The sequence below is a fragment of the Sphaerochaeta associata genome (genome assembly GCF_022869165.1).
In the GTDB taxonomy this organism is placed as follows: Bacteria; Spirochaetota; Spirochaetia; order Sphaerochaetales; family Sphaerochaetaceae; genus Sphaerochaeta; species Sphaerochaeta associata.
This window is the reverse complement of sequence record NZ_CP094929.1, coordinates 2,239,904-2,264,106: the sequence shown is the minus strand read 5'-3', so window position 1 is coordinate 2,264,106 and position 24,203 is coordinate 2,239,904. Positions and strand designations below refer to the sequence as shown.

Below are 24,203 nucleotides of genomic sequence, written 5' to 3'. Positions count from 1 at the left end.
GAGTTTCCATGCAGATAACCTATAAAGTTCCCGACTTCAATGAGCATCACTATCAGGATAAGGCGCCAGTGAGGAAATGCGCACGGCCGTGGGCGATGGTTCATGCCCGGTCGGTAAGAAAAGCAGTCTTGTTGTGCCATGGTTTCACCGGTTATCCCGGTGAACTTATTCGCCCGGGTATTGATTTGTTCGCTGCCGGCTTTGATGTGTATTGTCCCCGCTATCCAGGGCATGGGACCAGCGCCAAGGATTTCTTGGCAAGTAAGGCCGAGGATTGGATAGGCACAGCCTATGATGCTTTCGCCTATCTGGCTCAGCGGTACGACCACGTTTCGTTGGTGGGGCACTCCATGGGAGGCGCAATCGCCGCCATTATTGCCGATGCCTTTGATGCAGACGCCCTTGCCCTGCTTGCCCCGGCCTTGGTTATTCCCTCGCTGCAGGTCACACAGGTCAGGGTTCTCAGACATTTTGTCAAACGCAGGAAAGTGGCATGGCAGGCAGACCCTGACTACCATTTCCATCATGAAGGTGATGCAGACGACGATGCATTCCTTGGCTCTCAATACTGGTCGTATCAGTATCCCAAAGGAATTTGGGAGCTGGAGCGGGTAAGGAGACAGGCAGTGGCCTGCATCGACCATTTGGCGGCAGATACGCTTTCAATCAGCGGAGGGAAGGATCCAACCATTCCTCAAGAAGCTTCAGTCTTGGCGACAAGCAAGAGCAAGGGTGTGAACAAGCATCTGCATATCCCTGAGGCCGGGCACCTGATGCCCTACGACAAGAATATGGATGCGCAGAATGAGGCGATGGCCGCTGTGGTTGCCTGGATGGAAGGCAAGCGCTAGGCGCGTACTACGTACTCGTAGATTGCTGAAATCTTGTCCGAGATGCTTACCACCACGCTCTCCTTATACCTGGGCAGGGCCAGGGTCTTCGGGAACATGTGCTTGGTGATGATATCCTCTTCCAATGAATTGACGGAAAAATAGGTCTTTGCGTTCTCCAAAGCGATGAAAGGGTGTTCCTTTCCATGGCTCGAACGCTTTTCGTCGTTTTGTTTTCTCTCACGCCAGTCGTAGAGGAAGAAGTCGTGAAGCAAGCCGCCTCGGGCTGCTGCCTGATAATCCATCCCCAATGCCTTGCTGATGCGAAACGAGAGGTAGGAAACACGCCGGGCATGGTCGTAGATATGGTTGGTGTGATGCCGGTACTCCTTGAGCTTGAGGAACTGGTCGTGTTGCAGGATATCCTCGACCAACAATGCATGCTGGGTTCTCAGCAGGTGCGTTGAGGGGCGCTGAATGGTATAAGCGAAGAGCAGGGTGAAAAGGGAGAAAAGCAAGAGAAGCAGTTCAATGGGGAACTGGTCGAAAATGCTCATAACACTAAAAAGTCGTGATGTATAGAAAGTGGTAAAAAGTCCTACCGGAAGTTTGAAAAGTTTCACAAGGTGGGTGTTCCCACTTGCAAGGAAGGCTGGGAAAGCGTCGGGTATCAGGATGGTCCTCCTCAAGTCAATTGAGTGTACGGTATCGAAATAGGGAAGGGTGGTCAAGTCAAGGGCTCATTTTTCTTTCCCTGCTTGGACAGGTGTATGAATCGGCGCCTTGTTGGCACTTCTCCGTGTTGCTATAATCTCTGTTTTACGGTACAACAGTACCATTGAGAGGAGTGTATCCTGATGGAAGTGAGAGTCCGCTACGCCCCATCTCCGACCGGGCTTCAGCATATCGGTGGAGTGAGGACAGCTTTGTTCAACTATTTCTTTGCCCGAGCTAACTCAGGCAAATTCATACTGCGAGTCGAGGATACCGACCGTGAGCGGTACAGCGATGAATCCTTGCAGGATTTGTACGACACCCTTGCCTGGCTGGGTATTGCTTGGGATGAAGGGCCCATCGTGGGAGGCCCCTGCGGCCCGTATATCCAGAGTGAGCGATTTGATTTGTATCGCAGCTATGCCGAGCAGCTTGTGCGTGACGGTAAAGCATATTATTGCTATTGCACCCCCGAGCGTTTGGAAGCGGTCCGCCTCAAGCAGCAGGAAGAGAAGAGCGAAGTGCAGGGGTATGACCGGCATTGCCGCAACCTGAGCGAGGCTGAACGAGCTGAATATGAAATGCAGGGAATCAAGCCGGTAATCCGACTCAAGGTTCCCACCGACGGCAAGACCACCTTCCATGATGTGCTGATGGGCGACATCACCCGGCGCAACCGCGATGTCAGTCCTGATCCCATCCTGCTTAAGAGCGACGGTTTTCCCACCTACCATCTTGCGAACGTCATTGACGATCATCTGATGGGCATCACCCATATCATGCGCGCACAGGAGTGGATTCCCTCAGGCCCACTTCACATCCTGCTCTACGAAGCATTCGGATGGGAGCCTCCAATGTACTGTCACCTGCCGATGGTGATGGGCAAGGATGGCCAGAAACTTTCAAAACGCCACGGTTCAACCTCGGTTCGGGACTTCAAGGAAAAAGGCTACCTGCCTGAAGCGTTGATGAACTATGTGAGCATGGTCGGTTGGTCCTATGACGGACAGCGGGAGTTCTTCAGCAAGCAAGATTTGGAACAGGTATTCAGCCTGGAAAAGATCAACAAGGCTCCAGGTGTCTTCGACTATAAGAAGCTGGACTGGTTCAACGGTCAGTATATCCGACAAAAGAGCGACGAAGAGCTGTTGGCTCTGTTGCTTCCCTATATGACAAAGGCAGGCTTTGTTTCTGCTCCTCTGTCCAGTGATCAAGAATCCATGCTGCTCAATCTCACCAAGGTGGTGAAGGAGCGGCTCAAGGTTCTTGGTGATGTGGTGGATTTGACGCGGTTCCTCTTTGAGGAGCCGACCTACGAGGATGTGAATCTGTTTGCCGCCAAGGGTGTAGAGCTCGCTGTTGCTGTATCGGCTCTCGATCGTGCCTTTGAGATCCTCAAACAGGGTTTTGAGGCGGGAGAGAGCCATGCGACTACCGAACAGAAGCTTACCGATTTGGCCGGTGAGATGGGCTTGAAGGTCAACGGGGTGTTCATGCCCCTGCGGGTGGCACTGACCGGGAGCACCGTCAGTCTTCCCTTGTTTGATTCCATTGGCCTGCTTGGGCAGGAAGTGACATGTGCACGCATTGAAAACGCATTGGCTTTACTGAAGAGAGAGGTACGATAAATGGCAGAAGTAACGATGGACAAGATTGTCTCTTTGTGCAAACGACGTGGATTCATTTTCCAGTCGAGCGAAATCTACGGCGGCTTGAACGGCGCGTATGACTACGGTCCACTGGGTGTACAGTTGAAGAACAACATCCGCGATTTCTGGTGGAAGGAGATGACCCAGATCCATGACGACATCGTAGGTTTGGATGCTTCCATTCTTATGCATCCCCGGGTTTGGGAGGCCAGCGGTCACGTCTCGAACTTCAGTGACCCGATGGTTGACTGCAAGCAGTGCAAGAGCCGCTTCCGTGCCGACCAGATCGACCTCAAGGGTGCATGCCCGACCTGTGGGACGAAGGACAGCTTCACCGAGCCGAGGAACTTCAACTTGATGTTCGCCACCCATATCGGGGCCAATGCCGATGCAAGCTCGACCATATACCTCCGCCCGGAGACCGCCCAGGGCATCTATGTGGATTTCAAGAACGTAGTCTCCTCCAGCCGGGTCAAGATTCCCTTCGGCATCGCCCAGGTCGGCAAGTCCTTCCGCAATGAGATCACCACCAAGAACTTCATTTTCCGTTCCTGCGAGTTCGAGCAGATGGAGATGCAGTGGTTCTGCAAGCCCGGCAGCGACGAGCACTGGTTCAGCTACTGGAGAGAACAGAGAATGGCGTTCTACCACAAGATGGGCATCAAGCCGAGCAGTCTTAGATGGCATCAGCATGGTCCGGATGAACTTGCCTTCTACGCCAAGGATGCCTACGACATCCAGTTCCTCTTCCCGATGGGATGGCAGGAGCTTGAAGGGGTTCACAGTCGCACCGACTACGACCTCACCCAGCACCAGACGTTCAGCGGCAAGGAGATGACCTACCTCGATCCCGAGTCCAACGAGCGGTACATTCCCTACGTGGTGGAGACTTCAGCAGGTCTTACCCGCAACGTGTTGATGGCCCTCAGTGATGCCTACGACGAAGAAGAGCTGGAAGGCGGCGATGTTCGCACGGTTCTTCACTTCCATCCCCACCTTGCTCCGGTCACCGTGGCTGTGCTGCCCCTGGTCAAGAAGGATGGCATCGCCGAGTTTGCTTCCAAGCTGGAACGCGAGCTCCGTGATGATTTTTCCACCTTCTACGATGTCAGTGGTGCCATCGGCAGACGCTATCGTCGCATGGACGAGATCGGAACCCCGTACTGCGTAACCGTGGATTACCAAACCCTTGAGGATCAGACGGTAACCTTGCGCCTTCGCGACAGCATGGAGCAAGTACGAGTCGCCATTTCGGACCTGGTAGCCACCATCAAGCAGGCAACCAAGGAGTACAAGCGGGTGGAGCGGTAAGATGAATACAGCACTTCAGACCTTGGTCGACCGAGGGTTTATCAAGGCATGTACGGATTTCGATGCACTTTCTGATTTGATGGACAAGGAGAAGGTAACCTTCTATGTAGGTGCCGACCCGACGGGCAGGAGCCTGCACATCGGCCACATGGTGCCGTTCTTTGCCATGCACCATCTGCAGAAGGCCGGTCACAACCCCATCGCCCTTGTTGGCGGTGGGACTGCGATGATCGGCGATCCCTCGGGCAAGACCGAAATGCGCAAGATGCTCACCCCCGAGCAGGTGCAGGAGAACTGCAAGTCCATCAAGGCCCAGCTGGGCACGGTGGTCGACTTCTCCGAACATCCGACTGATGGGATGGGCAAGGCGATCATGCTCAATAATGCCGATTGGCTTACCGACCTGAACTACATCACGTTCCTTCGAGAGATAGGCCGGCATTTCTCGGTCAACCGCATGCTTACCTTCGAATCCTACAAGCAACGACTCGAGCGTGGTCTCTCCTTCATTGAGTTCAACTATCAGCTGCTTCAGTCCTATGACTTCTATATCCTGAACCAGGAACATGGATGCAGGTTGCAGATCGGCGGTGACGACCAGTGGGGAAACATCGTCAGCGGCATCGAGTTGATCCGCAGGATGAATGGTGCGGAGTGCTACGGCCTTACCTTCAACCTGATTACACGCAGCGACGGGCACAAGATGGGCAAGAGTGAGAAGGGTGCGGTATTCCTCGATCCCGAGCTCTTCAGCCCCTACGACTTCTACCAGTACTGGCGCAATGTCAACGACGATGATGTCATCAAGTTCCTCAAACTGTTCACCTTCCTTCCATTGGAAGAGATTGCACAGTATGAGAAGGACGGGGTGAACATCAACGACGCCAAGGAGCGGCTTGCCTACGAGCAGACCAGGATCATTCATGGTGTTGAGGAAGCCGAAAAGGCGCGGATTGCCGCCAAGGCTATGTTCAAGGGCGCAAACCTTGGGCAGGAAGGAAGAGACGGCATGCCCTCGATCACCATCGCAGCTTCCGAACTTGAAAGCGGCATCCCGGTGCTCGACCTTTTCAGCCGTACCGACCTTGCCGCCACCAACAGTGATGCGCGAAGACTTGTTGCAGGCGGTGGTGCGTGGGTTGGCGAAACAAGGATTGATGATCCCAAGACTTTGATAGACGAAACGTATTTGGATGGTTTTGGGGAAATGATTCTCAGGGCCGGCAAGAAGCGGTACTTCCGCATCATCATAGCGTAGATCGACAATTGAGAGGGGGGAAACCCCCTTTCTTCATAGGGAGATAGTATATGAAACGTTTGCTGAATGTTCTTTTAATTGTTTTGACCGTCACTTTCACACTGGGAGCCCAAGCGGTTTCCGAGGCCCCGGTTGCTTCCGCATTGGATGTTCAATTCGGCGTTATGGCCGGTCCCACCGGCTTCTCTTCGGTTGCGTTGACCCAAAATGAAGGTAAAATCAGTGATACTGTTACCATCAACATGAGTGTGTTCCCCTCCCCGAACGAGGTTATCGCCCGGCTGGCCAATGGAGAACTGGATTTTGCCAGCCTTCCGACCAATGTGGCTGCAAATCTGTATAACAAGGGTGTAAAGGTAAAACTCGCCGCTGTCATTGGAAACGGTATGCTCAGCGTGCTTTCCAGCGATGGTTCAGCATCATCGGTTGAGGATCTGCTGGGGAAAACTGTCCATGTCCCTGGTGCGGGTTCAACCCCCGACCAGATGAGCCAGCTTCTGCTTAAACAGGCAGGTCTTGAAGTAGGCAAGGATGTGATACTCGACTATTCGGTTGCAGCCCCCGCCCAGCTCGCCCAGCTGGTCATTGCCGGCAAGGTCTCACTGGCCGTACTGCCCCAGCCGTTTGTCTCCATGATTCTCAACCGCAGTCCCAAATCTCGTGCAGTCGTGGACGTACAATCCCTCTACCACCAGCTTTCGGGCGTCCTCAATTACCCGATGAGCGTGCTTGTCGTCTCAGAGGCTTTCGCTAAGAACCATCCGCTTGCTTTGGCGACGGTACTGAAGGCATATGAGGATTCGGTTGCTTGGGTCAATGCAGATCCAATCGCCGCAGGTCAGGCCATAGAGGCTGCCGGGATCATGGCGAGTGCCATGGCAACCCCTGCAATTCCTTCCTGCAACCTGGTCTTTATTCCAAGTCAGGAAGCGAAGGCTGAAGTGCAGGCATATTTTTCTTTCCTGCACGGCTTCAGTCCCGCTTCCATTGGTGGTACCATTCCTTCAGAAGATCTGTATCTGTAAAGGATGTACTGATGCGTTCGGTCAAGCGTAGTCTGATTCTCTTCCTCTCATCGGCTCTGCTGCTCTTGTTTTGGCAGCTTGCCTCGGTGTTGCTGGACAGTCAGATTCTGCTTCCCGGACTCGGTCCTGTGTTCTCAGCCCTGAACGATTTGGTGCGATGGAAGCCTTTTTCAGCAAATGTGTTTGCCACCATCCTCAGGGCTTTGCAGAGTTTTGCGATCATCGTTGCCAGTGCAACGGTGGTCGGTCTGCTTGGAGGAAAATTCCCTCTGTTTTCCCTTGCACTCAGGCCGTTTGTCACCGTGCTCAAGGCCATTCCGGTGATGAGCATCATCCTTTTGGCCTTCATCTGGTTCACCAGCGGAACCGTACCCCTCTTCTCTGCTTTCCTGATGGGTTTTCCTGTCATGTATGTGCAAATTGAGGGGGGGGTGAAACAAATGGACAAAAGCCTGGATGAAATGTGCCGGCTCTACGACATACGAGGCTGGGACAAGCTTGTGCACTACACCCTTCCTTCTCTTCTCCCCTTCTTTATCATCGGGTCGCGTGCATCGCTGTCAATGGTTTGGAAGGTGGTCATCGCAGCTGAAGTTCTTACTGTTCCCCGTTATGGAGTGGGGGCCAGGATGCAGCTTTCCCAGGTACAGCTGGAGACCGACCAAGTGCTCTCGTGGACGTTGATGGCAATTCTGCTGACTGCCGTATTTGATTTACTCTTCGATGGACTGGTATGGTCGCTGGGAAAGCTCAAGAAGCATGTTGATGCGAGGAGTGCGCTATGCGATTCCAATCCATAAGCAAGGCATACGGGGCAAATTGCATTTTTGATGGATTTGATTTGGAAATCGAGACTCGCTCCATTCTTTCGGTGGTGGGCCCATCGGGTGAGGGAAAGACCACACTGCTGCAGATTGCAGCCGGTTTGGTAAAACCTGACGGAGGGAGTGTGATCAAGGAAGCAGAGGAGGAGGGTAGCATAAGCTATCTCTTCCAGGAACCGCGCTTGCTTCCCCACAGCACTGTATTCACCAACGTCGAGCTTGCCTTGCGATCATTCGTGTCCAGTAGAGTCGAGCGGGAGCGTGTAGTACTGCACTATCTTGAGATGGTGGGCTTGTCGGATAGTGCCTGCCTCTATCCAGCCCAGCTGTCGGGGGGTATGCGACAACGGGTGGCCATCGCCCGCTCGTTCGCCCATCCTGCAAAGCTGATGCTGCTCGATGAGCCGTTCCAGAGCCTCGATATCAAGCTCAAGGTGAATCTGCTCAAGGCCTTCATCGGCCTTTGGGAGGAGAGCCCGAGAACAACGTTGTTTGTGACCCATGACCCCAAGGAGGCTATTCTTCTCGGGGATGCTGTTTGTTGTCTTGGCGATCCGAAAAAACCATTGCTTTACCAAAAAATAGATATTCCCCGCAAAGCGAGGAATATTGGTGATCAAACACTGTTGGCTTTGGAAGCCTCGTTGGTACAGGCTCTGGTGAGTTCTTAGAGCTCTACCTTCCACAGCCCGTGAAGGTTGCAGTACTCGTACACAGCAATGGCTTTGTCGTCGTCGAGAGCAAAGGTTGCATGGGGCTTTCCATCAACAGGAAGACTCTTGCGCATTCCGCCCTTCTCGGTCTGGACATAGATGAAGGCGATGTGGTGTTCTTTTGTCATCGGATGGTCCACCGAGCCCACGTTCACCTCAAGCTTGTTGCCTTCAATCTTTACGACAGGAACGTGCTTTTCCTTGGCAGCATCAACTGTATTTGCCTTTAGAACAATCATCTCTTCTCCACAGCAAGAGATTTTCGGCCCACGGTCGATCACCTTGGCAACAATGTTTCCACAATGTTTGCAAACGTAAAATTCTTGTTCTTTCATCGGTATTCTCCTTGTCTCCCATTCTACTCGAAAAAAGCATTGCCGTACAGTTGATTTTCCCCATCGCTGGATGATGTATTGCTCTGAGTACAAAAAAAGCAGGTCCGAAGACCTGCTTGCTTGGCAGTAATGTAGGCCTTATACATAACCTTGGGCGATCATGGCTTCACTGACTTTCAAAAATCCTGCAATATTCGCACCATCGACATAGTTGTCCTTGGTGCTGTATTTTTCAGCGGCACTGCTGATGGAGGCAAAGATGTTCTTCATGATTTGCTGCAGCTGCTGATCGACTTGGCCGGGAGTCCACTGGAGCTTCTGGCTGTTCTGGGCCATCTCAAGGCCGGAAACCGCTACGCCGCCGGCGTTGGCTGCTTTGCCCGGGGCATGAAGAATGCCGCTGTCCTTGAAGATTGCATCCGCTTCCAGGGTGGTGGGCATGTTCGCCCCTTCGCCGACAAGCTTGATCCCATTTACCACAAGGTTTTGTGCATCCTGAGCGTTGATCTCATTCTGTGTGGCACAGGGGAATGCATAATCAGCCTTGACGTTCCACAACGGGTTGCTTTCCTGACTTCCATTGTGAGGAATGTAGGTTGCTTCCTTGTATTGTGTTGCATATTCGGCGATTCTTCCACGACGCACATTCTTGAGCGTTTTGATGTAGGCCAGTTTCTTCTCATCGATGCCGCTCGGGTCGATCAGGACTCCGGAGGAGTCACTGAGGGTGAGTACCTTGGCTTTCATCTGCAGCAGTTTCTCGATGGTGAACTGTGCTACGTTGCCGCTTCCGCTCACCAGACAACTCTTGCCCTCCAAGCTCATGCCCTTGGATTCAAGGATTGCCGCAGTGAGATATACCAGGCCGTAGCCGGTTGCCTCGGGACGGATGAACGAGCCCCCGTAGGAAGGCCCTTTCCCTGTAAGAATACCCACAGAGCGATTGGTCATTCGCCTGTATTGGCCGTACATATACCCGATCTCCCGGCCGCCGACACCGATGTCACCGGCGGGAATATCGGTATCCTCACCGATATGGCGTGCAAGCTCGGTCATGAAACTCTGGCAGAAACGCATCACCTCATTGTCGCTTTTTCCCTTGGGATTGAAGTCGCTTCCTCCCTTGCCGCCGCCCATGGATAGGCCGGTGAGGCTGTTCTTGAAGGTTTGCTCGAATGCCAGGAATTTGAGAATCGAGAGGTTTACAGACGGGTGAAAGCGAAGCCCCCCCTTGTAAGGACCGATGGCGCTGTTCATCTGCACCCTATAACCGCGGTTGATCTGCAGCTGTCCGTCATCGTCAATCCAGGGTACTCTGAACATGATAACCCGCTCGGGCTCAACAATACGATCGAGTACTTTGTGATATACAACCTGAGGGAGGTCGTCCACCAAGGTGTCGATGGAGGAAAGGAACGATGTCACCGCTTGGATGAATTCCTTTTGATGTGGATCGAGCTTGATCACATGATCAAGAATCTTTTGGGTCGCGTCGTGCATGCTGGGTATCACTCCTCATAGGTATGTATAAATATACATGAAACTGCATACGATACTAATGAATTTGTCAAAGTTGGTAAAGGCTTTCGGAAATACGAAAAATTCATGAATAATTTTGCGGGATGCGTAGATGCATAGGGACAAATACCCTCAGCTGAGGGAGTGCTCAACCAAGGGCCCTTCTATTGCCCATTTCACCAATTCTCCGGACAATGATTTTTTTCTAAAAAACTGCTTCAGGATATCAGAGAGACTCTCCACGTCGAAGTCGTTCAATGTTTTCCTTGAACGGAGGATAGATGATTCCCCGTTCGGTGATGATGCCGGTGATGTTCTGGTGTGGCGTGACATCAAAAGCCGGGTTGTAGACCTGCGTGCCCGTAGGAGCAACCTGCACTCCCTGGACATGGGTGACTTCGGTTGCTTCCCGCTCCTCGATGAGGATGGCTGATCCGTCAGGTATGGCGAAATCGATGGTGGAAACCGGTACTACGCTGTAAAAGGGTATGCCGTACGCCTTGCAGATTACTGAAAGTGCAAAGGTTCCCAACTTGTTTGCGACATCCCCGTTTGCGGCGACCCGGTCGCCTCCAAGGATGACCAAGTCGATCTTCCCATCCCGGATGAGCGTGGCTGCAGCGCTGTCGACAATGAGTTTGGAGGGAATCTTTGCCTCCATCAGCTCCCATGCGGTAAGCCTGGCTCCCTGAAAGCGGGGCCGCGTCTCATCGGCATAGACAAAGATTTGCTTGTTGTCATAGAAAGCCTGCTTGATCACCCCCAAGGCTGTTCCCCATCCAGCGGTTGCAAGGGCTCCTGTATTGCAGTGGGTGAGAATTGTAGCCCTATCGGGTACGATTCTATTTCCAATCCTGCTGATGGTTTTGTTTGTCCGGATGTCCTCTTCGCGGATGGCATGCGCCTCGGACAGAAGCCTTCGCAAGGCATGCGGACGACCTCCAATCTTACATTGTTCATATACGGAGAGCATGCGTTCTATCGCCCACATCAGGTTCACCGCCGTCGGTCTCGCCTGACCAAGAAAGGTGCATGCCTGATAGAAATCCGTTTCCCCGGAACACTGTTTCAAGGCAAGGTACACGCCGTATGCTGCTGCAGCGCCGATGGCCGGAGCTCCTCGAACGATCATATCGCGAATTGCGAACTCTACCTCCTCAAAGGTTGCACACTGTACATACTCCACGTGGGTGGGCAAGATTCTTTGATCCAACAGAACCAGTTTCTCTTCTTTGAACTGCAGGGCGACAAACGACTCATCCATGTGATTCTCTCCTATCGTTGCTGAACATCCGCCCAGCTCTTCTGAACATCCTTGATGATTTGATCCTGATCCAAAGTCATCAGCCTGCGGCCTTCCATGAGAACTCTGCCCTGACAGATGAGGGTGTCCACATCGGAGGCCTGGGTTGCATAGACCAAGGCGCTGAATGGGTCGTTCAGTGGAGTCAAATGGCTTTTATGAATATCCACAAGAAGAATGTCAGCTTCCATGCCCGCCTTCAGCATTCCGATTTTCTGCTGCAAGCCCAAGGCTTTGGCACCGTCGGCAGTCGCCATGCGCAGCACATCGTACGGATGCAGCTTTTGGTGCGTCGTGGCATGCACCTTGCCCAACAGGCTGGCGATGTGCATCTCCTCGACCATATTGAGATTGTTGTTGCTGCTTGCCCCGTCGGTCCCAAGGGCTACCGTGACTCCTTTCTGGATATAGGAGCTGATGGGCGCTATACCGCTGGAGAGCTTGCAGTTGCTGCTCGGGTTATGTACCAGGCTGGAGTCCAGGTCATGCAATGCATCCGCTTCGGAATCAGTCAGGTGTACACAATGGGCCAGCAAACTCTTCACATCCTGCAAGGCTCCGATATCCAAGAGATACTCCAAGGGGGTTTTTCCTGTCTCCCGTATGCAATCCTGGACCTCCAGCTGTGTTTCGCTGAGGTGGGTGTGCAGTATCGCCTGATGGTCCTTCGTCCAACTGTGGGCGAATTGGTACGTCTCCTTGGGACAGGTGTAAATGGCATGGGGTGCGCAGTCGATCTGGATGCGCCCTTCACTTCGATCAATATACGGTCTCAGAAGTTTCTCACGATCGTAGACACGTTGCTTGTTCTCTTCAAGACCGCCGAACAGCGTCACACTGATGCTTGCACGAATACCGGCTTCCAACACAGCTTCCGCAGTGGACTGGGGATGGAAGTACATGTCGGCGAAGGTGGTAACACCGCTTTGGATCAGCTCGACCAGGCCCAGACGGGAGGCAAGCAGCACGTCCCTCTCGGTAAGCTTGTTTTCGATGGGGAATATTTCAGCCAACCAAGCCTGAAGGGTGGGCATATCGTCCTTGTAGTTGCGCATCAAGCCCATGCTCAAGTGAGTATGGGCGTTGACCAATGCCGGCATTGCAATAGAGGAAGAAGCGTCGATGATTCGATCGGGAACAAACGAAGGATCGTTCGTTCCTGTAAAGGCAATATGCCTGCCGTCAATACCGATATCACCACGAAAATAAAGGCCTTGAGCCGTCATTGGAACAATCAAGGCATTGGATAGGAGTAGTTTCATAGGCGGTATTGTAGCATGAACGCCCTAAGCCGTCACCTTGTTGCGTTTGATCTTTTTTGTACTGGTCATATCCATCGGTTTGTCTAAAATTGTCAGACGGGTGATTTTCTTGTATCCGGACAGTTGCTGGTTCACTTCCTTGATGACCCGGTCCAGATCTTCCTGGATGGAAACACCATGGTCCTTGTAGTAGTCTGCATTGGGATAGACAACAGCCTCGATCATCTCGGCAGGTACATCCTTGTTCTCCTGATACCCGCGCACAAGGATCTGATCCACCTGCGTGTAGAGCTGGAAGAGATCCTCGATTTCTTCCGGATAGACATTCTTGCCGCCTTCGGTGACTATGATGTTTTTCGCCCTTCCCTTGAGGTAGAGGTAGTTCTCCTTATCCAAGTATCCCAGGTCTCCTGTCTTCAAATATCCTTGCTCGTCAAAAAGCTCGGCTGTATGCTCCGCATCCTTGTAATACCCTTGGGTGACGTTTGGTCCTTTCACCCGGATTTCTCCCACTCCATTCGAATCAGCTTCGGCGATGATCATGTCCACCATCGGAAAAACCATCCCGACAGAATCAATCTTAAAGTGGCTTATGGGGTTGAGGGTGAGAATCGGGCTGGTTTCGGTCAGCCCGTACCCCTGGATGAAGTCAAGGCCCAGTTGTTGGTATTGCTTGAACACTTTCGGACTGAGGGGACCTGCCCCGCAGATAAGGAAATTGTTGCGGTCAAGGCCGATTTTTTCGAGCAGTAATTTATTGAATGCCTTGCGAAAGAGATTCCAGTGCAGGTACTTCTTGGTGAAGCCGTTGATTGTCATCATGGTGTGGATCAATGCATTCACGAAGAAGCCCTTTTTTTTCACCTGCTTGAGCAGACCGGAGAGCAGTTTGTTGTACAGCAGGGGAATTCCCATGAATATGGTGACTTTACCCTGTGTGAGGTCGTTGATCATTCTGCTGACAGCGATGTCCTGACCGAAAACACACTCGGCACCATGCTTGATGGACTCAAGGAGTACTGCAGTACAGCAATAGGAGTGGTGCAGGGGAAGCAATGCATACAGGACATCGGTCTCATCCAGACTCAGGAATGTGCCGTCGCAGGCTTGATAGAGGTCACTTACGATGTTTGCATGGGTGAGCATGGCCCCTTTCTCATTTCCGGTGGTCCCGCTGGTAAAAAGTATTGCAGCAAGGTCGTGTTCCAAAGAGGGGATTCGTTCAGCAAGAGAAACAGGCGCAAGTGCATCAATACTGGGATGATGGTCGCTGCCCGAGCCAAGTGTAGCCAAGCCTTTTAGATTTTTAAACCAAGCTTTCTGGGTGTCGAGAGATACAATGACAGGTTTGTCGCCGAAAAAGAACGAGGCATCTACAAAACTGCTGAGGTTTTCAACCCTGTCGGTGTGCAGCTGATTGTCCAGTGGTACCACCACAGCTCCGGCGTACAAGGTTGCCAGATACGCTATGGCCCATGATGGACTGTTCTTTCCATTGATGACGATACGGTCCCCTTTCTTGATTCCCTGTTCCATGAGGTAGGAGCCGACCCTCTTCACATGATTGAGAAGCTCCGTATAGGTAAGGGTGACCCTGTCGGGACGGAAGACGGTAAAGCTGTTTCTCGTCCCGAATTTTTGTTCAGTGATAAGCAATAAATCTATAATGGTCGGCCACTGTCCTTGGAACAGCACCCCGCGATATTGATCCAAATCATCCCAAGAGTGTTTCATGTTAGGGGGTACTCCGCGTTAGTGTGTATGATACAAACATACTATACACCTGAAACAGGCGTCAGTGATTCGATTTTCACAGAATACACCCGATTTGTCAAGAAACGAGTAACTCCTTAACTGAATTATGGTTGAACTAATAGTTAAAAAATACTAGGGAGCAGGAAAGAGCCGTTTGTCCGCAAGGAGCGCTGAGATATCGGGGTATACGACATCGGCAAGAGGCCTAAGGCTCTTATTGTCATTGCTTCCGCTGAGCAAGGCGATGGTGTAACCGGCTTCCGACCGCTTGGCGAACAACATATCGGTGATGGTGTCACCGACCATCGCAACCTGGCCGGGCATGATGTCCTGCTGTCTGCAGAACTCCAAAAATGCCTGGGGGTGCGGTTTCTTCTTATAATTGCTGTCCCGACAGGAGACGAAATCGATATGATCGCTCAATCCCATCAAGGAGAGAAAGAGTGAGGTGGAGGATGCGTTGTCATTGGTGATGATTCCAATGGAGTAGCCTCGCTCCTTCAGGGTTGAAAACAGTGTTTGTTGAAGCGAAAAATCCATTTTTCCCAGCTTTTCGCTGAGCAGAACCTCGCTGTTCTGTACACTTTGGTGGTAGGCCCGTATTGCCTTGATTGCGTTCACTCTGTAACGGATGCAGTATAAGAGGAATCTGCGCAAAATCTGTATCGGGCGGTGGGTGAATACAAGTCCTTTTGGATGGCAGTCCCCGTGCTCGTCTATACCCATGAGGTGAAGCATCGCCTTTTTGGCCTTCTGATGCTCCGCCTTTCCCATCGACACAAAAGCACTGTTGATGCCTTCCTTCAGCACATCCTCCCATACTTGGGCATAGTCGAAGAGTGTACCGTCCTTGTCAAAAATGATTCCCTTGAGTTTCTCATTCATTTGTGCCATGTTGGGGTATCATCATACGGTACACGCTTACTGTCTGCCTAGGGGGAATGTATGCTTACGCTGCAAGAAAAGGTCATTGAACGCACGAAAGTCTTTGCACAGCAGGTGGAAACACTTCGTTTCAGTTGTGATTGCTATATTTATAATCCCTTGTCCTATGCCTGGCCGATGCATGAACTGTATATTCGCAACTACCTCAGCCGTCCGGTCAGGATTCTCCTTTTGGGGATGAACCCAGGACCTTTCGGGATGACCCAGACCGGGGTTCCTTTTGGGGAGATAGAAGCAGTAAAACATTTTCTCAAGCTCGAAGCCGAAATTGCAAAACCCTTGGTTGAACATCCTGCCCGACCGGTGCTGGGGTTGGCATCGCCACGAAGCGAAGTCAGCGGAAGACGGCTTTGGGGATTGCTTGCCGAGCATTACGGCACCGCCGAAGCTTTCTCGTCGGAGATGGCGGTCACCAATTATTGTCCGCTGGTCTTTATGGACAGGAAACCTTCTGCAAAAAACATCACCCCAGATATGTTGGCGCGGGGTGAACGGCTCGCCCTTGAGACAATTTGCGACCGTTATCTGCTTGATGTGATCGAACTGCTTGAGCCGACCCATCTGATCGGAGTAGGCAAATATGCGATGCAAAAATTCGTCAATGTTGCCGGGTCGAGAGCCGATACCGTCATCTCCTCTATATTGCATCCAAGTCCGGCCAGTCCCCAGGCTAATCAAGGGTGGAAGGAGAAGGTTGCAGAGCAGCTTTGCTCAATAGGTGCCTGGACTTGAAGCAATCTGTGATTTGTATTGGATTTCCATCACTTTAGTCACTTTTAGAGTGGTATTATTGATAATAATCTGCTCTAAGAAACTACATATGCAAAAATCTTACTAGACAACCATGTTCCGCTTTGATACTCTGTTAGCCATGGATACCGTGTGTTCGCGCCCTGCCCATGCCAAAATAAATCTGCATCTGGCCGTCGGACTTCCTTATCCGGATGGGTATCATCCCATCCAGTCCTTGTTCGCTTTGGTGGGCTTGAGCGATACCATCACGCTTCGATGGAAGGAGAGCGAGACTTTTGATGTGCAGGTGCAGGGGTTGGAAGCGTACTGCAGTCCTAAAGATAATACCTTGACGAAAGCAGCCCGCCTTTGGCATGAAGCTGGAGGCAGTACCCTGCATTTGGAAATCAAGTGTGACAAACAGATTCCTGTGAAAGCAGGACTTGGAGGAGGTTCGAGCGATGCAGCCAGCTTGTTGGCTATGTTGCAGGCGATCGACTCCAAGCATGCCCTGCCAGCACAAGTGTTGCATTCGGTTGCTTTGCAGGTCGGCAGCGATGTCCCCTTCTTCCTTTACGGCTATAGTGCCGCTCTTGTAACAGGGAAGGGGGAAAACGTTGCTCCTTTGGACAGCCGGCCGATGCCTGCTTTGTTGGTTATGCCGACTTTTTTTGACGTATCGACGTCATCAGCCTATCGGATGCTTGATGAAATGAGATTGAATCAGGAAAATGTGTACATGCCGGGTATACAGGAATTGTTGCAAATATATGAAAAACCTTCCCATAAGTGGAGGGGTTTATTGTATAATGATTTTCAGTCGTGCTCGAGCAATGGTGCATTTTATACGGCTCTGGAAACAGTAGCCAAAGAATATGAAGGGTTTTTCGGCATGAGCGGTAGTGGAGCCTGTTGGTTTTTCGTCAGTGAGGATGCTTCCCAAGTCCATGATGTGCATGCAGACGTTGTCGCCGCTTTCGGCCCTCGTGTCAGGTGTTGGATTACACATTTGATGAGTTAAAGTTTGATGAAGTTGGTTGGAGTTGTTTGGAGGTTTTTGTGGATATTGCAGAAGTACGTGTACGGAAAGTCAATCAGACAGGAAAACTTAAGGCTTATGTGACCGTTACGTTCGATAGCCAATTTGTAGTGCACAATATCAAGGTCATCGAGGGCCGTGATGGTGATTTCATAGCAATGCCGAGCAGGCAGTTGGCCAATGGTGAATTCAAGGATGTCGCGCATCCGATAAGCAGTGATTTCCGCGACCACCTCCAAAAAATCATCATGGAGGCGTATGCCTCCGACACCGGAGAAGCTGCAGGCGAGGAAGAGCTGCAATAAACCGCTGGACAAACCCATTGTTTTCGTATACTGTCGTATCCGTTGTTGGGAAGTCGCCAAGCGGTTAAGGCTCTGGTTTTTGGTGCCGGCATCGGGGGTTCGAATCCCTCCTTCCCAGTAGGGCAATCCTTTCTATGGATTGCCCCTGTTTTTTTGCGGAGGGCTTGCCTTACTACGGCAAAACACTCTATACTCGCTTCCTAGTGGTATTCTAAATATCCAAAATGCTATGGTAATTGGGCATCGATGCATGCGCCAATGAGAGTACAAGGAGTTTGTATGTCTGATAACAAGAGTTTGAAGGCGGAACTGAGAACCGAAGATTTCGGTAGTGCCGGTGCCCGTCGTTTGCTTCGAGCAAAGCGTATCCCTGCTGTAATCTATGGAAAGAATGCTCCGGTGCACATTATCCTGGATTCCCGTGAATTCACAAACAAGATGCGCCATTTCTCTGAAACCGCACTGCTTAAGATTACGGTCGGCAAGAAGCAGTATGAGTGTCTGATGAAGGATTATCAGGAAAATCTGATGATCGGCGAAATCAAGCACGTGGACTTCTTTGAAGTCACCCGCGGCCAGGCTCTTCGTACGCTTGTCTCCCTCATTCTCAAGGGCAACCCCGTGGGAACCAAGGAAGGTGGTGTTCTTGACCAGGTCATGCATGAAGTTGAAATTGAATGTCTGCCCAAGGACCTTCCCGCCGCTCTCGAAGCCGATGTGTCAGCCATGAAAATCAACCAGAGCCTCCATCTCAAGGATGTGGTGATTCCCGCCGGTGTCAAGGTGCTCGACGACCTGTCCAAGACCGTTGCCTCCGTCAAGGGTGTAAAGGCTGAAACTGCAGCTGTCGTTGAAGAAGTGGTTGAAGCCGTTGCTCCCGCCGAACCCACCAAGGATGCCAAGGCAAAGAAATGAAGTTGATTCTTGGACTGGGAAACCCCGGGACCAAGTATGAGCACTCCCGACACAATGTCGGCTTTGATGTAGTGAGTACATGTGCAGCGTTTTTTCAGGTTACTCTGAAAAAACGCTGTTTTCGTCTCTATCGTCAAGCCAAGGTGGGTGAAGAAGTGCTGTTGGTCCAGCCCCTGACGTATATGAATGCAAGCGCAAAGGTTCTCAAACACTTTCCCGGCATTGAGGCATCGGATATCATTGTAATCTGTGACCAGTTGGATCTACCCCCTGGAATGATTCGCATACGTAAAGGAGGCTCTTCTGCCGGTCACAATGGGCTCAAGAGCTTGATCGAACACCTGGGAAGCGGAGAATTCATCCGCATCTATGTAGGTATCGGCCGTCCGAAAGAAGGTGTGTCGGTGGTTGATCATGTACTGGGCAATATGGATGATGAGAGGATTCTGGATGGGATTCGCCTGGCTTCGCAAGCCTTGGTCGAATTGGTGGAAGGGAAGATGCTGCAGGAGGTGATGGTTGCCTACAATCGACGCAGAGGTGCTGAATAAGGTTGTTGCATTTCTCGCTGAGTACCACATCGATGATCAAGCACGGATCGGAGTCGCATTCTCCGGGGGCAGTGATTCTCTTGCACTGCTTCTTGCCTTGAGGCAGTTGTACACCCCAGATCACTTGCACGTGATGTATGTGCAGCATCATCTGCGCCCGGCCGAGGAGCTTAAGGCTGAAATGGCTCTGAATGGAGAGAATTGCCTGAAGCTGGGCATTGGTCTGCGTATCCTTGATCTTGGCGAAGGCTCGGTTGCAATGGCGGCGGCCAGGAGACGAGGAGGACTGGAAGAGGCTGCAAGACATCTACGCTACGAGGCATTGTATGATGAATGTGCACGAGCGGGGTGTACCCATCTCGCCACCGCCCACAACGCAGACGACCAATTGGAGACAACATTGATGAGGCTTTTCCAAGGCGCAAGCATAACGGCCTTGGAGGGAGTGCGGCAAGTCCGGACAGTCGAAGGCCGCAAGCTTACCCTCATCAGACCTGTCCTTGCGTGTTCTCATGCAGAGCTTGCCGACTATGTCGGGCAGCATGCGATGATTTGGTCTGAAGATTCGACCAACAACGAGGATGCATACCTGAGAAATACCATCCGACATACTATCACGCCGCCTATCCTTTCAGTGTTCGGCGGAGCTTACGATGCCATTGCACTGATGAGCAGACGTTTCGGCGAGGTTGGTCGGTTATTGGATTCTCTGACCGAGCACGCTCTTAAGGCTGTGTCATTTATGCCCGATTGCGCCGAATTCTCTCGTTCCTGGTTCATCCTCCTCGCCCCCGCTATCCGGGAACTTGTGCTTTTTCGCATTATCGCACACTTTGAAACTGGTGAACGCATCAAGGGATCCTTCATCCAGCGTCTGCGAAAGGCGTTGGAGGAGAGCGGGGATGGCGGGAATTGGGTTTTGCAATCGGGATCGTATCACTGCAAGCTGGATGAGGATTTATGCACTTGCCACAAAGTGGACCAAGGCTGTTGGCATTTTTGCCGTCAGTTGGCAAATCCGGGGGCAACACAGATCATGGATCTAGGGAACGACGTATTTTTCAGGAGCATTCCCTATGAACTAGGCTCATTTGATCCTGATCTGCTTGCCCTCGATGCCACCCAACTTGACACGCCAGTGCTCCGGTCTGTTCAGCTTTCCGATGAAATTTGTTTGGAGGGAGGAACGGTCAAGGTGACGAAACTGCTCTCTTCGTATAAGATACCCAAACATCTGTATCCTTTGGTTGTGGTGCTTGCCGACCGCTCCGGCCTTGTAGCCGTTTTTGCACGGTTTTTAGGAGGCCGCGACCGGCTTGCCAAGCGGTTCAAAGCTCCACTTGCCCGAAGATTGACAAATATATATAGTAGTAATAAAAGGAACAATTGCAGTGAAATTGAGAAAAGACAGCCAAGATAGCGATTCGGAAAAAAAGTCTGACAACCAAGACCCCAACCAATATTGGCAAGGTCCGGGCAAGGATAACAAGAAACCGTCGTTCAGGCCTTCAAACAACCCAAAAAACCGTTTCGCCTTGATTGTGTTCATCACCTTGGCGATTATGTTTGCGTATATGTTTTTTGATTCAGCCGCCGGTGTCAAGGACCAGGTGGTTCCCTATACGACATTTATCGGGTATGTGGATGCAAACCAAGTTATGCAGGTTGAGATCAAGGAGCAGTCCTTGATCCGCTTCGTCTTGAAGAATGGAATTTCAGCACAGACGAGGATTCCGTATTTTGATGAAAGTCTGCTTCCTTCCTTGAAGACGAAAGGTGTTTCGGTCACCGGCAGTGTACAAGAGATTTCCTTTCTGCAAATTATTCTGCAACTCCTGCCTTGGATAATCTTCATCGGTTTTACCATTATGTTGTACCGCCAATCCAGCGGGTTGAACGGGAAGATGATGTCCACCTTGGGCAAGAGCAGGGCCAAGGAGTACATGGATACCGATACCAAGACCACTTTCAAGGATGTTGCAGGCCAGGTTGAGGCAAAATACGAATTGGAAGAGGTTGTCGCCTTCCTCAAGCATCCCGACCGCTTCACCAAAGTCGGGGCAAAAATACCCCGTGGTGTTTTGTTGGTGGGACCTCCGGGAACCGGTAAGACGCTGCTTGCGAAAGCCGTGGCTGGAGAGAGCGGAGTATCTTTCTTTCATACCAGTGGTTCCGACTTTGTCGAAATGTTTGTCGGTATGGGTGCGGCGCGTGTCCGAGATTTATTCGAGCAGGCCCGCAAGCACGCTCCCTGTATTTTGTTTATCGATGAGTTGGATGCTGTCGGGCGCACCCGCGGCGGTGGGCTTGGCGGTGGAAACGATGAACGTGAACAGACGCTCAACCAGATTCTCGTCGAGATGGACGGCTTTTCCACCACAGTCGGCGTTATTGTCATGGCGGCGACCAACCGTCCTGATGTACTGGATCCTGCACTGCTCAGACCCGGACGTTTCGACAGACAGGTTGTAGTGGACCTTCCCGATATCAAGGAACGTGAAGAGATTTTGAAGATCCACTGTCGAAAGATCAAGTTGGAGAAAGATGTGGATTTGAAGCGGCTCGCCCGTGGAAGTGCAGGCACCAGTGGTGCCGACTTGGCCAACTTGGTCAATGAGGCGGCCTTGTTTGCTGCGCGCAAGAATAAATCCACCGTCAGTATGGATGATATGGAAGAGGCCAGGGATAAGATCCTGCTTGGTGTTGCACGCAAGAGTCGTGCGATGAATGAGAAGGAGAAGCTTGCTACTGCGTACCATGAAGCCGGTCATGCCCTCCTGCATTATTATCTGACCCACCTGGATCCCTTGCACAAGGTTACCATCATCCCCCACGGCAGAGCTCTCGGGTTGACGGTAAGCCTTCCCGAACGTGATCCCTATACCAAGACCAAGTCCATGCTCAGCGATTGGATAAAGGTATGCATGGGCGGCTATGTCGCTGAAGAGCTGGTTTACGGTGAAACCACCACGGGAACCAGCAACGATATCAAGCAGGCGACCGATCTGGCCCGCCGCATGGTCACAGAGTGGGGCATGAGTGGTTTGGGATTTGTCAATCTTGCCGATGAGTCAGAACCCTTGTTCCTTGGGCGGGAGATTACCCAGCACAAGGATTACAGCGAGGAGACGGCAAAGCGGATAGACCAGGAGATTCATGCTATTCTTGACGGGGCGATGGCTGAGACGAGGGATCTTCTGTCGACAAACCGGGACAAGCTTGAACTTCTCACCAAGGAATTGGTGGAGAAGGAGACATTGGACGATGCCCAGATTCGCGTACTCTTGGGCTTCGACCAGATTGTATACCCTGCTGCTGAGGAGACCGAGCTACCTCCTGTTGAACAACCGAACGAATAAGGACGAGTATGAGTGCTGATTCCAGACTGACCCGAAATTTTTGTATTATCGCACATATCGATCACGGCAAGTCCACCCTTGCCGATCGTTTCATTGAGATGGCCCACATCAATGGCGCCCGAGGCCCCGCCCAAGCTCAGATTCTTGACAATATGGACATAGAACGGGAAAGGGGCATCACCATCAAGAGCCAGGCGGTGACGATTCCTTATACCGCCAAGGATGGGAAGACCTATGCGCTGAACCTGGTTGATACTCCGGGCCATGTGGACTTCTCCTACGAGGTCTCACGTGCGATCAGTTCCTGTGAAGGTGCGTTGCTTCTTATTGACGCCTCACAGGGTGTAGAGGCTCAGACCCTGGCCAATTTGTATATGGCTATGGAACATGATTTGACGATTATCCCGGTAATCAACAAGGTGGACCTTGCTTCCGCCGACATCGAGGCATGTCTTCATCAGATAGATCACGATCTTGGGCTGGACAGTTCGTTGGCGGTCCAGGTAAGTGCCAAGACCGGTTTCGGTGTGGATACGTTGTTTGAGGCCATTGTCAAGCAGATCAAACACCCAGAGGGAAATGATGCCTTGCCATTGCAGGCTCTTATTTTCGACTCACATTACGATGCGTACCGGGGTGTCATCGTGCACTGCCGAGTCTTCGATGGAGTCATGAAAGTTGGAACTGAAATTCAGTTCATGCATTCAGGCGGCGTCTATAAGGTCGAGGAGGCCGGAGTATTCCAATTGGAGCTCATCAAGACAGGCGAGCTGCATGCCGGTGATGTAGGATATGTCATCACCGGAGTGAAAACCATCAGTGACGTACGAGTCGGTGATACGATAACCACCACCGCTCATCCGGCGAAGAAACCGCTTCCAGGATTCAAGGATGTCAAGCCGGTGGTCTTTAGTTCCATCTATCCGGTTGACACCAATGACTATGAGGAGCTGGTCAGCGCCATTGAGCGGCTGAAGCTCAACGACGCATCCCTCATCTATGAGAAGGACAGCTCAGCTGCGTTGGGATTCGGGTTCCGTTGCGGTTTCTTGGGAATGCTGCATCTGGAGGTGATTCAGGAGAGAATCGAGCGTGAATTCGATTTATCCATTGTATTCACCAGCCCTTCGGTCAAGTATATTGTTCACCTTAAAAACGGTGAGACCATCAATATCGACAATCCTTTGGAGTATCCGGATCCCATGCGGGTGGATTACGCGGAGGAGCCGTACATCCAGGCCAATGTGATCACCCCGACTCAGTATGTAGGGCCGATCATCAATCTGTGCATGGAGAAACGCGGGACGCAGACCGGTATGAACTATCTGGATGAGAAACGCGTCGAGCTCATATATGAGATGCCTCTTGCCGAGGTTCTCTTCGAGTTCTATGACCGCCTGAAGTCGATCAGCCGCGGCTATGCTTCGTTCGACTACCAGGTCATCGGTTATAAACGCACGGATTTGGTCCGTCTGGATATTCTGGTGAACGGTGAACCTGTGGATGCCTTAAGTCAGCTGGTTTTCCGCGGGAGCAGCCAAACCCGTGGCAGACAAGTGTGTGAAAGGCTCAGGGGTGAAATTCCCCGCCAGCAATATAAGATAGCAATCCAGGCGGCCATCGGGGGTACCATTGTCAGCCGAGAGACCATCACGGCATTCCGCAAGGACGTTACCGCCAAATGTTACGGTGGTGATATCAGCAGAAAGCGCAAGCTCCTTGAGAAACAGAAAGAGGGAAAGAAGCGCATGAAAATGGTCGGCAATGTGGAGATTCCTCAGAGCGCATTTCTCGCGGTTCTTAAAAGCGGAGACGATTCGAAGTAACAGTACACTCTGCCGCATTCTCTGTTGCCCCCTC

Annotated in this window: 22 protein-coding genes and 1 tRNA gene; 16 read left to right on the top strand and 7 right to left on the bottom strand. The window is 51.7% G+C overall.

Annotated features, from left to right (window positions below):
- Positions 1-8 precede the first annotated feature (8 nt).
- Complete coding sequence (locus tag MUG09_RS10480) at positions 9-851, top strand: alpha/beta hydrolase (protein WP_244771374.1); 843 nt, start codon at positions 9-11, stop codon at positions 849-851.
- On the opposite strand, the gene MUG09_RS10475 is transcribed toward MUG09_RS10480, so the two are convergent.
- Positions 848-1,519, bottom strand: a complete 672-nt coding sequence (locus MUG09_RS10475; protein WP_244771373.1) for an HD domain-containing protein — start codon at positions 1,517-1,519, stop codon at positions 848-850. The two genes, MUG09_RS10480 and MUG09_RS10475, sit on opposite strands and share 4 nt — an antisense overlap.
- 168 nt (positions 1,520-1,687) lie before the next feature.
- On the opposite strand from MUG09_RS10475, the gene gltX reads away from it, so the two are divergent.
- Genes gltX through MUG09_RS10445 form a run of 6 tightly spaced genes read left to right on the top strand, consistent with a single transcriptional unit; the run spans position 1,688 to position 8,282 of the window.
- Positions 1,688-3,172, top strand: a complete 1,485-nt coding sequence (gene gltX, locus MUG09_RS10470) for a glutamate--tRNA ligase (RefSeq protein WP_244771372.1) — start codon at positions 1,688-1,690, stop codon at positions 3,170-3,172.
- A complete protein-coding gene (locus MUG09_RS10465) occupies positions 3,173-4,504 on the top strand; it encodes a glycine--tRNA ligase (protein ID WP_244771371.1) in 1,332 nt (443 codons plus the stop codon). It begins immediately after the preceding gene.
- A gap of 1 nt (position 4,505) precedes the next feature.
- On the top strand, positions 4,506-5,762 hold the full coding sequence (gene tyrS / locus MUG09_RS10460; protein ID WP_244771370.1) for a tyrosine--tRNA ligase: 1,257 nt from the start codon (positions 4,506-4,508) through the stop codon (positions 5,760-5,762).
- A 50-nt stretch (positions 5,763-5,812) separates the two neighbouring features.
- Positions 5,813-6,787, top strand: coding sequence for an ABC transporter substrate-binding protein (locus tag MUG09_RS10455; RefSeq protein WP_244771369.1), 975 nt, complete (start codon positions 5,813-5,815; stop codon positions 6,785-6,787).
- Between the two features lie 11 nt (positions 6,788-6,798).
- Entirely contained in the window at positions 6,799-7,587 is a 789-nt protein-coding gene (locus MUG09_RS10450; RefSeq protein WP_244771368.1) for an ABC transporter permease, read from the top strand.
- A complete protein-coding gene (locus MUG09_RS10445) occupies positions 7,569-8,282 on the top strand; it encodes an ABC transporter ATP-binding protein (protein WP_244771367.1) in 714 nt (237 codons plus the stop codon). Before MUG09_RS10450 ends, MUG09_RS10445 begins: the two co-directional genes overlap by 19 nt.
- On the opposite strand, the gene MUG09_RS10440 is transcribed toward MUG09_RS10445, so the two are convergent.
- From MUG09_RS10440 to MUG09_RS10415, 6 genes are all read right to left on the bottom strand, one after another.
- Positions 8,279-8,659 carry a desulfoferrodoxin family protein gene (locus MUG09_RS10440; RefSeq protein ID WP_244771366.1) on the bottom strand — a complete coding sequence of 127 codons (381 nt, stop codon included), beginning with the start codon at positions 8,657-8,659 and terminating at the stop codon, positions 8,279-8,281. The genes MUG09_RS10445 and MUG09_RS10440 overlap by 4 nt on opposite strands.
- 138 nt (positions 8,660-8,797) lie before the next feature.
- Positions 8,798-10,159, bottom strand: a complete 1,362-nt coding sequence (gene gdhA, locus MUG09_RS10435; protein ID WP_244771365.1) for an NADP-specific glutamate dehydrogenase — start codon at positions 10,157-10,159, stop codon at positions 8,798-8,800.
- Between the two features lie 244 nt (positions 10,160-10,403).
- Positions 10,404-11,441, bottom strand: coding sequence for an S-methyl-5-thioribose-1-phosphate isomerase (gene mtnA / locus MUG09_RS10430; RefSeq protein ID WP_244771364.1), 1,038 nt, complete (start codon positions 11,439-11,441; stop codon positions 10,404-10,406).
- An 11-nt stretch (positions 11,442-11,452) separates the two neighbouring features.
- Positions 11,453-12,742 (bottom strand): amidohydrolase, encoded by a 1,290-nt coding sequence (locus MUG09_RS10425; RefSeq protein WP_244771363.1) that lies wholly within the window; start codon positions 12,740-12,742, stop codon positions 11,453-11,455.
- Between the two features lie 24 nt (positions 12,743-12,766).
- On the bottom strand, positions 12,767-14,476 hold the full coding sequence (locus tag MUG09_RS10420; protein WP_244771362.1) for an AMP-dependent synthetase/ligase: 1,710 nt from the start codon (positions 14,474-14,476) through the stop codon (positions 12,767-12,769).
- Between the two features lie 153 nt (positions 14,477-14,629).
- Positions 14,630-15,391 carry an HAD family hydrolase gene (locus MUG09_RS10415; RefSeq protein ID WP_244771361.1) on the bottom strand — a complete coding sequence of 254 codons (762 nt, stop codon included), beginning with the start codon at positions 15,389-15,391 and terminating at the stop codon, positions 14,630-14,632.
- Positions 15,392-15,442: 51 nt separating this feature from the next.
- Between MUG09_RS10415 and MUG09_RS10410 the strand changes: the two genes are divergently transcribed.
- The 9 genes from MUG09_RS10410 to lepA all read left to right on the top strand — a co-directional run bounded on the left by MUG09_RS10410 (position 15,443) and on the right by lepA (position 24,169).
- Positions 15,443-16,174 (top strand): uracil-DNA glycosylase family protein, encoded by a 732-nt coding sequence (locus tag MUG09_RS10410; RefSeq protein WP_244771360.1) that lies wholly within the window; start codon positions 15,443-15,445, stop codon positions 16,172-16,174.
- Positions 16,175-16,313: 139 nt separating this feature from the next.
- Positions 16,314-17,195 (top strand): 4-(cytidine 5'-diphospho)-2-C-methyl-D-erythritol kinase, encoded by an 882-nt coding sequence (gene ispE, locus MUG09_RS10405; protein ID WP_244771359.1) that lies wholly within the window; start codon positions 16,314-16,316, stop codon positions 17,193-17,195.
- A gap of 38 nt (positions 17,196-17,233) precedes the next feature.
- Positions 17,234-17,518: a septation regulator SpoVG gene (spoVG, locus tag MUG09_RS10400; RefSeq protein ID WP_244771358.1), complete on the top strand. Its 285-nt coding sequence runs from the start codon at positions 17,234-17,236 to the stop codon at positions 17,516-17,518.
- 46 nt (positions 17,519-17,564) lie between these two features.
- Positions 17,565-17,636, top strand: a tRNA-Gln gene (locus MUG09_RS10395).
- Between the two features lie 161 nt (positions 17,637-17,797).
- On the top strand, positions 17,798-18,433 hold the full coding sequence (locus MUG09_RS10390) for a 50S ribosomal protein L25 (RefSeq protein ID WP_244771357.1): 636 nt from the start codon (positions 17,798-17,800) through the stop codon (positions 18,431-18,433).
- Positions 18,430-18,984, top strand: coding sequence for an aminoacyl-tRNA hydrolase (gene pth, locus MUG09_RS10385; RefSeq protein WP_244771356.1), 555 nt, complete (start codon positions 18,430-18,432; stop codon positions 18,982-18,984). Before MUG09_RS10390 ends, pth begins: the two co-directional genes overlap by 4 nt.
- A complete protein-coding gene (gene tilS, locus MUG09_RS10380; protein ID WP_244771355.1) occupies positions 18,953-20,404 on the top strand; it encodes a tRNA lysidine(34) synthetase TilS in 1,452 nt (483 codons plus the stop codon). Before pth ends, tilS begins: the two co-directional genes overlap by 32 nt.
- Complete coding sequence (gene ftsH / locus MUG09_RS10375; protein WP_280529363.1) at positions 20,376-22,343, top strand: ATP-dependent zinc metalloprotease FtsH; 1,968 nt, start codon at positions 20,376-20,378, stop codon at positions 22,341-22,343. Before tilS ends, ftsH begins: the two co-directional genes overlap by 29 nt.
- Positions 22,344-22,351: 8 nt before the next feature.
- The gene (gene lepA / locus MUG09_RS10370; RefSeq protein WP_244771354.1) at positions 22,352-24,169 is read left to right on the top strand and encodes a translation elongation factor 4; all 1,818 of its coding nucleotides are present in this window, start codon (positions 22,352-22,354) and stop codon (positions 24,167-24,169) included.
- Positions 24,170-24,203 lie beyond the last annotated feature (34 nt).

What these genes read in the sequence shown, in the direction of transcription:
- MUG09_RS10480 (WP_244771374.1), top strand. Translation starts at nt 9, where the DNA reads ATGCAGATAACCTATAAAGTTCCCGACTTCAATGAGCATCACTATCAG.
- gltX (WP_244771372.1), top strand. Translation starts at nt 1,688, where the DNA reads ATGGAAGTGAGAGTCCGCTACGCCCCATCTCCGACCGGGCTTCAGCAT.
- MUG09_RS10465 (WP_244771371.1), top strand. Translation starts at nt 3,173, where the DNA reads ATGGCAGAAGTAACGATGGACAAGATTGTCTCTTTGTGCAAACGACGT.
- tyrS (WP_244771370.1), top strand. Translation starts at nt 4,506, where the DNA reads ATGAATACAGCACTTCAGACCTTGGTCGACCGAGGGTTTATCAAGGCA.
- MUG09_RS10455 (WP_244771369.1), top strand. Translation starts at nt 5,813, where the DNA reads ATGAAACGTTTGCTGAATGTTCTTTTAATTGTTTTGACCGTCACTTTC.
- MUG09_RS10450 (WP_244771368.1), top strand. Translation starts at nt 6,799, where the DNA reads ATGCGTTCGGTCAAGCGTAGTCTGATTCTCTTCCTCTCATCGGCTCTG.
- MUG09_RS10445 (WP_244771367.1), top strand. Translation starts at nt 7,569, where the DNA reads ATGCGATTCCAATCCATAAGCAAGGCATACGGGGCAAATTGCATTTTT.
- MUG09_RS10440 (WP_244771366.1), bottom strand. Translation starts at nt 8,659, where the DNA reads ATGAAAGAACAAGAATTTTACGTTTGCAAACATTGTGGAAACATTGTT.
- gdhA (WP_244771365.1), bottom strand. Translation starts at nt 10,159, where the DNA reads ATGCACGACGCGACCCAAAAGATTCTTGATCATGTGATCAAGCTCGAT.
- mtnA (WP_244771364.1), bottom strand. Translation starts at nt 11,441, where the DNA reads ATGGATGAGTCGTTTGTCGCCCTGCAGTTCAAAGAAGAGAAACTGGTT.
- MUG09_RS10425 (WP_244771363.1), bottom strand. Translation starts at nt 12,742, where the DNA reads ATGAAACTACTCCTATCCAATGCCTTGATTGTTCCAATGACGGCTCAA.
- MUG09_RS10420 (WP_244771362.1), bottom strand. Translation starts at nt 14,476, where the DNA reads ATGAAACACTCTTGGGATGATTTGGATCAATATCGCGGGGTGCTGTTC.
- MUG09_RS10415 (WP_244771361.1), bottom strand. Translation starts at nt 15,391, where the DNA reads ATGGCACAAATGAATGAGAAACTCAAGGGAATCATTTTTGACAAGGAC.
- MUG09_RS10410 (WP_244771360.1), top strand. Translation starts at nt 15,443, where the DNA reads ATGCTTACGCTGCAAGAAAAGGTCATTGAACGCACGAAAGTCTTTGCA.
- ispE (WP_244771359.1), top strand. Translation starts at nt 16,314, where the DNA reads ATGGATACCGTGTGTTCGCGCCCTGCCCATGCCAAAATAAATCTGCAT.
- MUG09_RS10390 (WP_244771357.1), top strand. Translation starts at nt 17,798, where the DNA reads ATGTCTGATAACAAGAGTTTGAAGGCGGAACTGAGAACCGAAGATTTC.
- pth (WP_244771356.1), top strand. Translation starts at nt 18,430, where the DNA reads ATGAAGTTGATTCTTGGACTGGGAAACCCCGGGACCAAGTATGAGCAC.
- lepA (WP_244771354.1), top strand. Translation starts at nt 22,352, where the DNA reads ATGAGTGCTGATTCCAGACTGACCCGAAATTTTTGTATTATCGCACAT.